The organism is Micromonospora sp. NPDC023869, assembly GCF_055559695.1.
Genome location: NZ_JBVHKD010000004.1, coordinates 106,553 through 118,905 on the forward strand (window position 1 = coordinate 106,553; position 12,353 = coordinate 118,905).

Annotated in this window: 11 protein-coding genes; 4 read left to right on the plus strand and 7 right to left on the minus strand. The window is 69.3% G+C overall.

Annotated features, from left to right (window positions below):
* Positions 1 to 4: 4 nt before the first annotated feature.
* From ACZ31C_RS13880 to ACZ31C_RS13890, 3 genes are read right to left on the minus strand one after another with little or no spacing between them, the layout of a single operon-like run.
* A complete protein-coding gene (locus ACZ31C_RS13880) occupies positions 5 to 835 on the minus strand; it encodes a carbohydrate ABC transporter permease (RefSeq protein WP_350699490.1) in 831 nt (276 codons plus the stop codon).
* Position 836: 1 nt separating this feature from the next.
* Complete coding sequence (locus ACZ31C_RS13885) at positions 837 to 1,829, minus strand: carbohydrate ABC transporter permease (RefSeq protein WP_350699492.1); 993 nt, start codon at positions 1,827 to 1,829, stop codon at positions 837 to 839.
* Positions 1,826 to 3,091 (minus strand): ABC transporter substrate-binding protein, encoded by a 1,266-nt coding sequence (locus ACZ31C_RS13890; RefSeq protein ID WP_465795582.1) that lies wholly within the window; start codon positions 3,089 to 3,091, stop codon positions 1,826 to 1,828. The genes ACZ31C_RS13885 and ACZ31C_RS13890 overlap by 4 nt, the downstream gene beginning before the upstream one ends.
* A gap of 304 nt (positions 3,092 to 3,395) precedes the next feature.
* Here ACZ31C_RS13890 and ACZ31C_RS13895 point away from each other — a divergent pair, with 304 nt between their 5' ends.
* The 4 genes from ACZ31C_RS13895 (at position 3,396) to ACZ31C_RS13910 (ending at position 5,880) form a co-directional block, all read left to right on the plus strand.
* A complete protein-coding gene (locus ACZ31C_RS13895; protein ID WP_465795583.1) occupies positions 3,396 to 3,974 on the plus strand; it encodes a mycothiol-dependent nitroreductase Rv2466c family protein in 579 nt (192 codons plus the stop codon).
* A 269-nt stretch (positions 3,975 to 4,243) separates the two neighbouring features.
* Positions 4,244 to 4,948, plus strand: coding sequence for a VOC family protein (locus ACZ31C_RS13900; protein ID WP_465795584.1), 705 nt, complete (start codon positions 4,244 to 4,246; stop codon positions 4,946 to 4,948).
* Between the two features lie 183 nt (positions 4,949 to 5,131).
* On the plus strand, positions 5,132 to 5,563 hold the full coding sequence (locus ACZ31C_RS13905; protein WP_465795941.1) for a RusA family crossover junction endodeoxyribonuclease: 432 nt from the start codon (positions 5,132 to 5,134) through the stop codon (positions 5,561 to 5,563).
* Between the two features lie 47 nt (positions 5,564 to 5,610).
* Positions 5,611 to 5,880 carry a hypothetical protein gene (locus ACZ31C_RS13910; protein WP_350699500.1) on the plus strand — a complete coding sequence of 90 codons (270 nt, stop codon included), beginning with the start codon at positions 5,611 to 5,613 and terminating at the stop codon, positions 5,878 to 5,880.
* Between the two features lie 361 nt (positions 5,881 to 6,241).
* On the opposite strand, the gene ACZ31C_RS13915 is transcribed toward ACZ31C_RS13910, so the two are convergent.
* From ACZ31C_RS13915 to ACZ31C_RS13930, 4 genes are all read right to left on the minus strand, one after another.
* Complete coding sequence (locus tag ACZ31C_RS13915; protein ID WP_449948995.1) at positions 6,242 to 6,916, minus strand: HAD family hydrolase; 675 nt, start codon at positions 6,914 to 6,916, stop codon at positions 6,242 to 6,244.
* A 226-nt stretch (positions 6,917 to 7,142) separates the two neighbouring features.
* Positions 7,143 to 9,839, minus strand: a complete 2,697-nt coding sequence (locus ACZ31C_RS13920; protein WP_465795585.1) for a ricin-type beta-trefoil lectin domain protein — start codon at positions 9,837 to 9,839, stop codon at positions 7,143 to 7,145.
* A 105-nt stretch (positions 9,840 to 9,944) separates the two neighbouring features.
* Positions 9,945 to 11,363 (minus strand): endo-1,4-beta-xylanase, encoded by a 1,419-nt coding sequence (locus ACZ31C_RS13925; RefSeq protein WP_465795586.1) that lies wholly within the window; start codon positions 11,361 to 11,363, stop codon positions 9,945 to 9,947.
* Between the two features lie 411 nt (positions 11,364 to 11,774).
* Positions 11,775 to 12,347: a TetR/AcrR family transcriptional regulator gene (locus tag ACZ31C_RS13930; RefSeq protein WP_465795587.1), complete on the minus strand. Its 573-nt coding sequence runs from the start codon at positions 12,345 to 12,347 to the stop codon at positions 11,775 to 11,777.
* Between the last annotated feature and the right edge of the window lie 6 nt (positions 12,348 to 12,353).

A 12,353-nucleotide genomic window follows, 5' to 3' on the forward strand; every position in this document is an offset into this window, starting at 1 on the left:
TCACCTATCCCTTGACGGCGCCGGAGGTCAGGCCGGAGACGATGCGGCGTTGGAAGAAGAGGACGAACAGGATGATCGGTACGGTGATCACCACGGCGGCGGCGCAGATCGCCCCGGTCGGGTCCTCGAACTGCGACTCGCCGGTGAAGAACGACAACGCCACCGGCACCGTGCGCGAGCGTTCGGTGGAGGTCAGCGAGATGGCGAACAGGAAGTCGTTCCAGCAGAAGATGAAGACCAGGATCGCCGTGGTGAAGACCCCCGGCGCGGCGAGCGGGGCGATGACCCGCCGGAACGCCTGGCCCTGGGTGGCGCCGTCCATCTTCGCGGCCTTCTCCAGATCCCAGGGGACCTGCTTGAAGAACGCGGACAGCGTATAGATCGCCAGCGGCAGCGCGAAGGTGATGTACGGCAGGATCAGACCCGGCCAGGTGTCGAAGAGCCCCAACTGCCGTTCGATCTCGAACAGCGGCGAGACCAGCGACACCTGCGGGAACATCGCGATCAGCAGGGCGACGCCGACGAGCAGGCGCTTGCCGGGGAAGTCCAGCCGGGCGATCGCGTACGCGGCCATGGTGCCGAGCACCACGGCGATCGTGGTGGCGATCAGCGCGATGCCGATGGAGTTGATCAGCGCTCGGACGAACTGGTCGGTGGCGAAGATGTTGCGGTAGTTCTCCAGCGTCCACTCGCGCGGGATGAAGTTGCCGTCGGTGAGCGTGGCCGGCGTCTTGAACGACAACGACATGATCCACAGCACCGGGATCAGGGCGAAGACGACCACGATCGTGTTCATCACGCCCCACTGGAGCTTGACCTTGGTGGTGTCGGCCATCTCAGCGCCTCTCCCCGTCGTCACTGCCGGGGGCAGCGGTACCGAACAGCTTCACGAAGATGAATGCGATGATCGCCACGGCGATGAAGATCAGCACCGACATGGTCGACCCGATGCCGAGGTTCAGGCCCCGGATCAGGTTGTTGTAGGCGATCATCGACACCGACGAGGTCTGGTTGGCCCCGTTGGTCAGCACGTAGATGTTGTCGAAGACCCGGAACGCGTCGAGGGTGCGGAACAGCAGGGCGACCAGGATCGCCGGCTTCATCACCGGCAGCATCACCTTGGTGAACCGCTGCCACGCGGTGGCCCCGTCCGTGGAGGCCGCCTTGAGCAGGTCCTCCGGCACCAGCGCCAGCCCCGCCATCAGCAGCAGCGCCATGAACGGCGTGGTCTTCCAGATCTCCGCCAGCATGATGATCGCCAGCGAGCTGGCCCGTTCGGTCAGCGGTGCACCGTCGGAGAAGAGGTTCGCCAGATAGCCGGTGCCGGGCGTCCACGCGTACCGCCAGGAGAAGGCGGCGACGACCGTGACGATGCCGTACGGGATCAGCGCCGCCGTGCGCACGATGCCCCGGCCGACCAGCGTCCGGTGCATGACCAGCGCGAGCCCCATGCCGAGCACCAGTTCCACGGCGACCGTGACCACCGTGATCAGCATCGTCACGCCGAACGCGGTCCACCAGAAGTCGTTGGTCAGCACGGTGACGTAGTTGTCCAGGCCGACGAACTCCCGCTCGTCGGGGAAGCGCAGGTCGAAGCGCTGCAACGACAGCCACACCGAATAGAGGATCGGATAGCCGGTCACCGCGACCATGACCAGCGCGGCCGGCGCGCACAGCAGCCAGCCCAGTTTCCGTTCGGCCCGCTTGTTCTCGCTCAACGGGGCCTTGCGGCGACGGTTGGACCGCTGCGCGGGCACCGTCGCGTGCCGAGGACCGTCGGTCGTCTCGTCGACCGTGTCCGTGCCGCTCGTCGTGCTTCGCTCGGTCACGGCAGCACTCCCCTCGACTCCAACGCGTCCGCGACGGCGTCGCGCAGCTCGTCCGCGGTCGCGGGCGGGTCGATCGCCGACGGCGGCGACAGGATCGCCGACATCACCGTCGAGATGCTCTGGTACGCCGGGGTCAGCGGCCGGACCGCCGGGTCCCGCAGCTGTTCGAGGATGGTCTCCTTCATCGGGTACGCCTCGTCCATCTCCGGGTCGTCGTACACGCTCTCGATGGTCGGCGGCACGCCGTCGTTGATCGCCGAGAACTTCTGGCTCTCCGCGTTGCGCAGGCACTTGGCCGCCTCGAAGGACTCCGCCGGGTGCTTCGAGTGCGCGCTGACCGCGAGGTTGATCCCACCGATGGTGACCCGGCCGGGCGTGCCCTCGTCGATGCCGGGCACCCGCGCCCAGGCGACCTGCTCGGCCAACTGCGGGTTGGCCTCCTGCATGGCCGGATAGACGAACGGCCAGTTGATCTGGAAGGCGCCGTTACCGGCCTGGAAGTCCAGCCGTACCGGATCCTCCATGGCGTTGCTGAACGACGGCGAGGTCACGCCGGACGTGGCGAAGTCGCGGAGCTGCTCCAGCGCCCGCACCGCACCCTCGTCCATCGCGGCCTCGGTGCCCTCGGTGTTGAGGATGTTGCCGCCCGCGCTGGCCACCAGCGTGTTGTAGAGCACCACCAGGCCCTCGTACTGGGCGCCCATGGTCAGCACCTGGTGCGGCTGGCCCTGGTCCTTGAGCCGCTGCGCCATCTGGATCATCTCGTTCCAGGTGGTCGGCGGCTCGGGCACCAGGTCCTTGCGGTACCAGAGGAGCTGGACGTTGGTGTTCTTCGGCGCGCCGTAGAGCTTGTCCTCGTACCGGGCGGTCGCAAGCGGCCCCTCCAGGGTGCCGTCCTCGACCTCGGCCCGGTCCTGCCCGGTCCATTCCAGGATCCACTTCGCGCCGGCGAACTCCTGCGTCCAGGTCACGTCGAGGCCGAGCACGTCCATGCCGTCGTCGTCGGCCGCGAGCCGGCGCACCATCTGCACCCGCTGCTCGTCGGCCTCCCGGGGCAGCACCCGGTAGTCGATCCGGTAGCGCCCACCGGCCTGCGTGTTGCACTGGTCGACCACCTGCTGGAAGTTCTCCTCCGGCGGGTAGTAGAGGTTGATCGTGGGCACCCCGCCGTCGCCGCCGGAGGCGCAGGCGGCCATCGGTGCCAGCAACGTCAGCGCGGCGGCGGCCGCCGCGACACGTGCCCGAGGTCGGCGTCTGCTCATACCGGTACTCCGCCACGCTCCGGGGCGCCGCCCGGCACCACGGCGCCGGGCCTGCTGTACGGCTGATCCATGACCCCTCCCTCGGTCTCGACCAACAACCCGGGAAAGAGGTCTCGTGCCCCGGCGCACGACGACGCGGCCAGGGCTTCTGACCTGCCGGTTCGCCGCCCTGGCGCCTCGTGGCTGCAACACTGCCCGAGCCGGGAAGCCGCGAAACCCACCGCGTGACACGACTTAAACGTCACTTTGCGTGGTCCAGGTCACACCGGAGGCCGACCCGGACGGTGGGCGTTAGTCTCGGGCGGTGGACGCCACCTTCTTCTTCGATCCCGCCTGCCCGTGGACCTGGCGCACGTCGCGCTGGCTGGTCGCCGCCGCCGAAGCCCGTGACCTGCGCATCGAGTGGCGGGCGTTCAGCCTGAGCATCCTCAGCGGGGGCCAGGCCCCACCGGAGTACGCCGAGGCGATGGCGGCGTCGAGCCGGGCGCTGCGGCTGGTGGAGGCGCTACGCGCGGAGGGCCGCCACGAGGACGCCGGCCGGTTCTACACCGAGTTGGGCACCCGTACCCATGACGCCGGCAGCCCGCCCAGCGACAAGCTGGTGGCGGAGGCGTTGACGGCGGCCGGTCTCGACGACATGGCCTCCGCGCTGGACGACGACCGCTGGGACGCCGAGGTGCACGCCTCGCACGCGCTGGCGTTCGGCTCGGCCGGGCCGGACATCGGCTCGCCGGTGCTGATGGTCCCCGGCGCCGACCGGGGTCTGCACGGCCCGATCCTCACCGAGGTACCCGACCTCGACGACACCCTGCTGCTCTGGGACAGCCTGCTCCCCCTGTTCCGCATGTCGGCCTTCCACGAGGTCAAGCGCGGCCGCCGCTGACCTCTCCCCCGCCGCACACCCACCTCGCCGCCCCGCGCCGCTCGGTCACCCCGGGCGGCGCGGCCGTTGTGCGGAACCCGCCCACCCCGCCCTGGTCGCCCCCGCCACGTCGATCATGGACTTGTGGCTCCCGAGATGTCCGGACACTCCGCATCGACGGCGACCTCAGCTCCATGATCGGCGGGCCAGGGCAGGCCGCGGCGGACACGGTGGGGCGGGTGCGGCAGGGCGGGGTGCGGTGGGGCGGGGTTGGGGGCAGGATCGGTGGCATGCTCGCGCGTTTCAAGGACCTCTGTCTCGACGCCGCCGACGCTCGTGCCCTGGGTGGGTTCTGGGCCGGCATCCTCAGCGGAAGCCTGGTCGACACCGGGGACGGTGACGGCAGGGTCGACCCGCCGACGGGGCGGTCCTCGGCCGAGGCGATCTGGATCAACCGGGTGCCAAAGCCACGAAGCGTCAAGACCCGCGTACACCTTGATCTGTGGCTGGCCGAGCCGCAGCCGACGGCGCTGCTGGCGGCCGGGGCGCGGATCGTCCGCGAGCCCGACTCGGAAATCGACTGGTGGGTGCTGGCCGACCCGGAGGGCAACCTGTTCTGTGCCGTTCCGCCCGGCGAGGATGCCGCTCCCGGGCCGTTCGAGCTGGTGGTCGACTCCGCCGACGCGGCCGCGCAGGCCGCCTGGTGGTCCGGCGTCGTCGGCGGCGAGGTCCACCCCAGCGACGAGGGGTACGCCAAGATCGTCGGCGCGAGCGGGTTCCCGTGGGACTTCTGGATCTTCGACACCGTGCCGGAACGCAAGACGGTCAAGAACCGCATGCACTGGGACGTCGATCTCGTCGACCCCGAGCCGACCGCGCTGATCGCCGCCGGAGCGAGCCTGCTGCGGGAGCCGGACGACACGGTCAGCTGGTGGGTGCTGGCCGACCCGGAGGGCAACGAATTCTGTGCGTTCGCGCCGCATCCCACCACGTGAGTGATACCGGGCGGCCGTCGGGTCGACTAGCGTGACACCTGCCGTGCCGTCCGCGCGTACGCCGTCGCCGCCGTTACGCCACCGGCCCACCCCGATCCGCCGATCGGTGGGTTCTCGCGGGAACACCCCGTCACCGGTCCACCGGTTGGGCAGGATCGTCCCCAACGAGGAGGTGCCGTCGTGGTGCAGGACACCCGCGCTCTCGCCCTGACGTTCGAGGTGAGCGGCCTGCCACCGGTCAAGACCGAGGCGCTGTCCATCTTCGCCGCCGGCCACCGGCAGGCGACGAGGGTCCGCGCCCTGCTCCATGCCGCCTGCGAGGCGGCACAGAAGACCGGCTGGACCCCGCTGTCCGGCCCGATCGAGGTGGACCTGACGCTGCGTTGCCCGCCCGGGCACCGCACCTCCGACGCCAGCACCCTGCTGGGCGGGGTGTGTGCGGTGCTGCAGGACAAGAAGCGGGTGACCAGCATCGGCCTCGCCCACCTCGGTGTCCTGGTCGACGTCGCCCTCTACGACGACGACAAGCAGATCCGCCGGTTGTCGTACGTGGAGGAGCCGGGCGAGGAATTCTCGTACCAGATCCGCGTCGCGGCGGTACCGAACGTGGTTTGACGGACGGTGGTGGTCGGGTACCGCTGCCGCCGACGAAGGGAGCACCGATGTCGGAGCCACATGTCACGCTGGAACCTCGTGACCCGGTCCAGGAGAAACTGCGCGGGCCCTTGGAGCAGCAGCTGACATCGGCACTCCAGGTGGCCGCCGACCGGATCCGGGACTCCTACACCGGCGAGCCGGTGGAGCAGGTGTGTCAGCAGCTGCTCGACGAGACCCGCGCCGGTCTGCACCCGGACATCGCCGCAGCCTTCCAGCCCGACATGGACGAGTTCTGCCGAGTCGCCGTCGCCATCGTGCGCGGCGAGACCACCTGAGCCGGGCTCTACGACGACACGGGTCAGGACCGGACCCGCACGCTCCGGCCCTGACCCGTCCGGCGTGGGCAGCGCACCAGCCGCATGCCGGCGCGCGTGTCAGCAAGCCCCAGCACGGCAGCCGGCCCGCCAGCACTCAGCTCCACGGTGCCCCACGACCGGACCCGGTACCGCGACCCACCCCGGCGAGTCGCGGTACCTGGGGCCGAGGCTAGGCGGGTCGGGGCCGAGCCCGCCCGGGCCGGTACGGACTATTGCCAGCAGCGGGGAAAAGCGGCAGGAGCCTGTAACACCCGACCGACGTCGAGCGCTGACTCGATCGGACCGGCCGACCAGCCCACCCGGCCACCGGCCGGCCGCTTCAGAAGTGCGTGAGCAGGTCGGGAAAAGCGCGCAGATGCAGTACGCCCTCGTCGCTCGGGTCCAACTCGTCGTGTTCGAGCACCCAGGTGTTGGCGTTCGGGATGAACACCGCCCGCCAGCCGGCCGCCCGCGCCGGCAGGATGTCCGAGCGCGGCGAGTTGCCGATCATCCACGCCCGGGTCGGGTCGACGCCGTGCTCCCGGCTCAGCCGGTGATAGGTCGCCACGTTCTTCTCCGGCACGATGTGCGCCGCCGCGAAGTGGTGCAGCAACCCACACGCGTCGAGCTTGCGCTGCTGCTCCTCGCGCTCCCCCTTGGTCAGTAGCAGCAACTCGTGCCGCCCGGCCAACTCGTCCAGCGCGTCGGCCACCCCCGGCATCAGCTCGACCTGGTGGTTCACCAGCGCCACCGCCAGCTCGTCGATCTCGCGGCGCTCCGCCTCGGTGGCCGGTCGTTCCCGCAGCCGCTCCAGGCACTCCCGCAGGCTGCGCAGGAAGACCTTGCTGCCGTACCCGTGCGCGACGGCGTTGGCCCGCTCGATGTCGTCGAGCACCGCCCGTAACTGCGTCCGGTCGAGTGTCGGATGGTCCACCCAGGTGAGGAAGTCGTCGATCACCCGCTCGAAGACGACGTTGTTCTCCCAGAGCGTGTCGTCCGCGTCGAAGACGAGCACCCGGCCCGGCTCGATCAACCCGTCATGCGTCACGCCGCGACCCTAGGCAACCCGACCTCCCTCGGCCACCCGATTACCTTGCCCTGGAGGGCGGCAGCAGGCACCGATCGTGGACAGCTTCCGCCGCCCGCCGGAGGCTGTGCCCGAGTCCGCGCTCAGGCCGACGAGATGCACGCGGTGGGGCGGCCGGGGCCAGACAGGAACGTGCCTGGCCCCGGGATCGCTCTCAGCTGCGTCGAGTCCACTGCTGGTTCGCGCCGCCGTTACAGGCCCAGAGGATGATCTTCGTGCCGTTGGCGGTGGCGGCGCCGTTGGCGTCGAGGCAGAGCCCGGACTGGACGTTCGTGATGGTGCCGTTGGCGTTGACGTTCCACTGCTGGTTGAGCCCGCCGTGGCAGTCCCAGATGATCACCGTGGTGCCGTTGGCGGTGCCTGCTCCGTTGGCGTCCAGGCACTTCGTGCCGTACACGGTCAACTGCTTGCCGGCGGTGTGGGTCCAGCGCTGTTGCGTGCTGCCGGAGCAGTCCCAGAGCTGGGTCTGCGTGCCGTTGGCGGTGGCGGCGCCGGGGACCTCGACGCACCGGCCGGACTGGCCGCCCACGATCTGGGTGTCCTGGGCGCTGCCGCTGCCCTGGCGCCGGACGATCGATGTCGACTCGGCCGACCGGTTGCCCTGGGCATCGACGACATAGAGCCGGTAGTCACCCGAGGTGGTGGGTACGGCGATGGCGGTCGCGTTGCCGTCCGCCCTGGTCATCGTCGGGCCGACGGTGAAGGTGGTGGTGCCGGAGGGCGCCAGCCAGAGCGTCCGGCTCGGGTCACCCGTGCTGCGGACCGGGATCGAGGTCGTGCCGCTGCCGACGAACGTGCTGGCCGGAAGGACGAGGTCCGCCATGGGCAGGTTGCGGGGCTGGGTGATGTCCCGGAACGCGGCTTCGAGCCCGGAGTTCACCGCGATTCCGTAGGCCGCGGCCGGCCAGACGTAGTCGGCGGAGACCAGGATGTCGTGGATGGTGCTGTTGGGCAGGTTCTTCTGGGAGACCTTGTTGATCGGACCGTACGTCTGCGTGATGCTCAGGTCGTGCTTGCGTCCGAAGTCGTCGGAGTTGATCATCCAGGTGATGTTCTTGTCCACGCTCAGGACGTTGTCCCGGAAGGTCATGTACGCCGAGCCCTCGTCCGGGTGGAGCCCGTACTTGTGGCCGGCCGGGACACCGTGCAGATAGTTGTCGTGGATCGCGGTGCCCGGCTGACTGCCCAGCGTGTAGATGGGTGCCGTGTCACTGAGTCGCTGCACCGCATCGATGATGTGGTTGTGGCTGACGGTGTTGTTCTTCGCCGTCGTGGTGGGCCGGTTGGGCACGATCGATCCTGAGGATCCGTCGAAGTTCCACCATCCCCAACCGAGCGTGATGCCCGCCCACGGCGTCTTCTCGATGCGGTTGTGCTGGATCGTGAGCGTGTCGGCGAAGTACGCCGCGACCGCGCCGTGCCCGTTGAACAGCACCGCGCTGTCATGGATGTAGTTGTTCTTGATCTCGATGTTCTTCGGCGCTCCCTCGACCTGGGGCGGGTACTTCTCGCGGTTGGTCGAGGTGTGGTCGCCGATGTAGACGTGCTGCGGGTGTCCCACGGTGATCGCCGAACCGGCGACGTCGCTGGTGAAGTTGCCGATCACCTGCGAGTTGACCACGTCGTTGACCATGTTGATGCCGTCGGCCCCGGTGTGCTGTATCCGGTTGCGTTCCAGCCGGATCCCGTCGGCATTCTGCACGTGGACGATTCCCGGGGTGACGTCCACGTTGCGGTAGTGATAGACGTGGAAGTTGCCCTTCGCGTACGCCGACGCCCCCAGGTTGCCCTGCTGCGCCTGCTTGAACACCGAACCGGCGACGCTGAACAGGTTCCAGTCGGAGTGTCGGACGGTGAGGCCCGAGAACGTGATGTTGCGGGCGCGGCTGCTGGTCGAGGTGCCCGCGATCCGCAGCGCGGTCGTCACGTTGTTGGGCGCGAAGACCGTGGCGGTGGACATGTTGTCGGCGCTGGCCTTGTAGTAGTAGACCGTCCGGCTGGACTTGTCGAAATAGAACTCGCCCGGCGTGTCCAGGAACTCGTAGGCGTTCATCACCTTGTGGCTGCCGGCGACCTGGGCGTTGCCGTTGAACGCCCCCTGCGCGATGGCAGCACCCGGCTGCTGGAACAGCGCGATACGGCTCTGACCGTCAGCGCTCGTGGTCACCTGCCGGACTCCCACGATGGCGGTGGTCCAGGTGGTGGCCGTCTCGATCTCGATGTCCTCCTGGTTCCGGGAGATCGCCGGGAAGTCGCCGAGGCCGTACCTCGCGCCGTCGCACTGCGAGCCGGACTCCCATGCCCAGTCGGCCTGCCCGGCGGTGATGGTGTACGTGCCGTGGCACCCCGCCGAGGTGATCGTCTTGGCGGCCATCTGGGCCCGCTGGCCGTTGACGTAGAGCGCCCGCAGCTTGTTGGCCCGGTCGAGCGGCGCCTTCCAGATGTTCCCGCTGTGCTGGGTCCAGCCGGTCACCTGCACACCGGCTTCGAGGACCGGCGTCTCGCCCGGGTACGCGGCGTACACGACCCGGTGGCCGTTGGTGCCGGAGTCGCTCGACCCGAACTCGACCGTGCTGTTCACCGGGTAGCTTCCACCGCGCAGGAGCACCTGGATGTCGCCGGTCATGGTCGCGGTCTTCGTGCGGACCACGTCCCGCGCACGCTGGAGCGTCCGGAACGGTGACGCGATCGTGCCCGGGTTGGCGTCGTTGCCACCCGGCGCGACGTAGAGGGTCTCCTGCACTGCGGCCAGAGCCGGAGTGTGACCCGTCACCACGGCCGGCAGCGCGGCGGAGACGAGCACCGCCAGCGCGAGCAGGGAACCGTGAGCAGTACGGACGTGGGATCTCATTGCTGGACCTGCCACTTCTGGTTGTCGCCACCCCGGCCGCGTCGGACGGTGTGCACGTCCGGGCAGCGGCCGGGGTGGGCGGTGCCGAATGTCGCGACCGTCGGGTCAGAACCGGGCCCAGCGCTGGTTGGTGCCGCCGTGGCAGCTCCACACGATGACCGTCGAGCCGTTGGCGGTGCCGGCGGCGTTGACGTCCAGGCACAGGCCGGTCTGGGCATTGCTGATCGTGGCGTTGCCGTTGAGGACCCACTGTTGGTTCGCCCCACCGTGGCAGTCCCAGATCTGCACCCGGGTGCCGGCGGCGGCGTTGTTCGGCACGTCCAGACACTTGCCCATCACCTGCAACGCCCGTCCGTTCTGGGTGAACTGCTGGTTCGCCCCGGTGTGGCAGTCCCAGACGAGCATCTGGGCACCGTTGGCCGAGCTCGCGCCGTCGACGTCCAGACACCGGCCGGACGCCTCGTTGCGCAGCCGGTTACCGGTCGGGTTCGGGGTGGTGCCGCCGTTGAGGGCGTCGAGGACCGCCGTGTACGCGGCCTTCTTGTTGCCCGCGCAGTCGAACAGCAGGGCGTTGTCGCCGCCGCGCCAGGAGTCGCAGTCCCGTACGCCCCACACGGTGATGCCGGTGCAGCGTGACACCGCCAGGCAGGCGCGGGTGACGGTGGCGTAGATGTTGGCCTGATTGGCCCCCTGGGTGACGTCCAGCTCGGTGATCTGCACGTCCACGTCCAGGTCGGCGAAGCGTTGCAGGTTGGCCTGGTAGTCACCGGCGATCGTGGTGCCCAGATGGGACTGGAAGCCCACGCAGTCGATCGGCACGCCGCGCGCCTTGAAGTCGCGCACCATGTTGTAGATGCCGGTCGACTTCGCGTTGACCCCGTCGGTGTTGTAGTCGTTGTAGCAGAGCTTGGCGCCGGGGTCGGCCGCGCGGGCGGCCCGGAACGCGGCCTCGATCCAGTCGTTGCCGGTGCGTTGCAGGTTGGAGTCGCGGCGGGCGCCGCTGCCGCCGTCGGCGAACGCCTCGTTCACCACGTCCCACGAGTGGATCTGCCCCCGGAAGTGGGTGGCCACCTGGGTGACGTGGTTGATGGCGGCGTTGCGCAGGTCACCGCCGGACAGGCCCTGGGCCCATCCGGGTTGCTGGGCGTGCCACAGCAGGGCGTGCCCGCGCACCGACATGCCTCGGGATCGGGCGTGGTTGACGATGCGGTCGCCGGCGCTGTAGTTGAACACGCCCCGCTGCGGCTCGGTCGCGTCCCACTTCATCTCGTTCTCGGCGACGAGGCTGTTGAACTCGCGGTTGAGCACCGTCATGTACGTGGTGTCGGAGAACTTGTACGTCCCGACCGCCGCGCCGAAGTAGCGGCCCTTCTCCGCCGCCGAGGTGCCCAACGTGGTGCCGGCGCTGGCCGCGCCGGCGGGCACCAACGCCGCGCCGGCCACCAGCAATCCGACCGTCAGCACACGCAGCGCCGGGGCGAAGGACCGCCGCCGAGGACCGCTCGGATGTCCGAGATTCTTCATGCTTCCAGCACCTCCACAGTCGCGTCGCGTCGATGAGTTAGCGCTAACACAACCGGGCGGCTGACGCCCTCGTCGGAGGGAAGACGGGAGACGAGGGGACGCTACGCATCGATGAAGGTGAGATTGCCACAAAGTTACGGAGCACTCAAGAAGCTCTTTTCCGTGGCCCACTCACGTAGACGTTTTCCTGTGTAGATGACCTCGCGGCAAGTCGATGACAGCGTTTTCGATGCCCCGACCCGGCCGTTAAGAGATCCACCGAAATGAATGGCTAAAGTCGCCGGAATCCGCAATGTTCACGTGAACATCGAGTGCACATGGACCGCCCCGGCCGGGCACCGGGAAGCCACCCGGGCCCGGCAGGTGGGACACCCGCGGGAACAGCGCCACGCCACCGGCGAGGTGAGCGGCTCAGCGCGGGCTGAAGAGGTGGTTGCCGAGCAACTGCTCGCGTTGCTCCTGGGCCTCGGGACGCAACCGACCACCCCGGGTGAGCATCACCATGCCGTGCAACAGGCTCCAGCCGAGTTCGGCGAGCGTGTCGTCGTCCTGTGCGGCGGCGGACGCGGTCAGCGCCGCCCGCAGCTCGCCGAAGGCCGCCGCGACGGTCTCCGGCACCTCCTCGGCCCCGAGGGTGAGGTCCGGAGTGTGAGCGAACATCGCGTCGTAGATCTCCGGATGCGCGTAGGCGAAATCGAGATAGGCCGCCATCACCGCCGGCCACACCTCGGCCGGGCAGTCGACCGCCGTGCGGGCAGCGGTCAACGCGGCGGACAGGTCGGCGAAGCCCCGCACCGCGACGGCGGCGACCACCGCTTCCCGGTCGGCGAAGCGTTCGTAGAGGGCCCCGAGGTCGACGTCGGCGCGCTCGGCCAGCCGGCGGGCGGTCACCCCCGCCCAGCCCTCGGCCTCGGCCAACCGCCAGGCGGTGGTGACGATCGCGTCGCCGCCCGGCTCACCGTCTCCGTGCTCTGCTCCGGACACCCCGCC

Coding starts and splice junctions, on each gene's coding strand:
- ACZ31C_RS13880 (WP_350699490.1), bottom strand. CDS start 835: ATGGCCGACACCACCAAGGTCAAGCTCCAGTGGGGCGTGATGAACACG.
- ACZ31C_RS13890 (WP_465795582.1), bottom strand. CDS start 3,091: ATGAGCAGACGCCGACCTCGGGCACGTGTCGCGGCGGCCGCCGCCGCG.
- ACZ31C_RS13920 (WP_465795585.1), bottom strand. CDS start 9,839: ATGAGATCCCACGTCCGTACTGCTCACGGTTCCCTGCTCGCGCTGGCG.
- ACZ31C_RS13900 (WP_465795584.1), top strand. CDS start 4,244: ATGCTCGCGCGTTTCAAGGACCTCTGTCTCGACGCCGCCGACGCTCGT.
- ACZ31C_RS13910 (WP_350699500.1), top strand. CDS start 5,611: ATGTCGGAGCCACATGTCACGCTGGAACCTCGTGACCCGGTCCAGGAG.
- ACZ31C_RS13925 (WP_465795586.1), bottom strand. CDS start 11,363: ATGAAGAATCTCGGACATCCGAGCGGTCCTCGGCGGCGGTCCTTCGCC.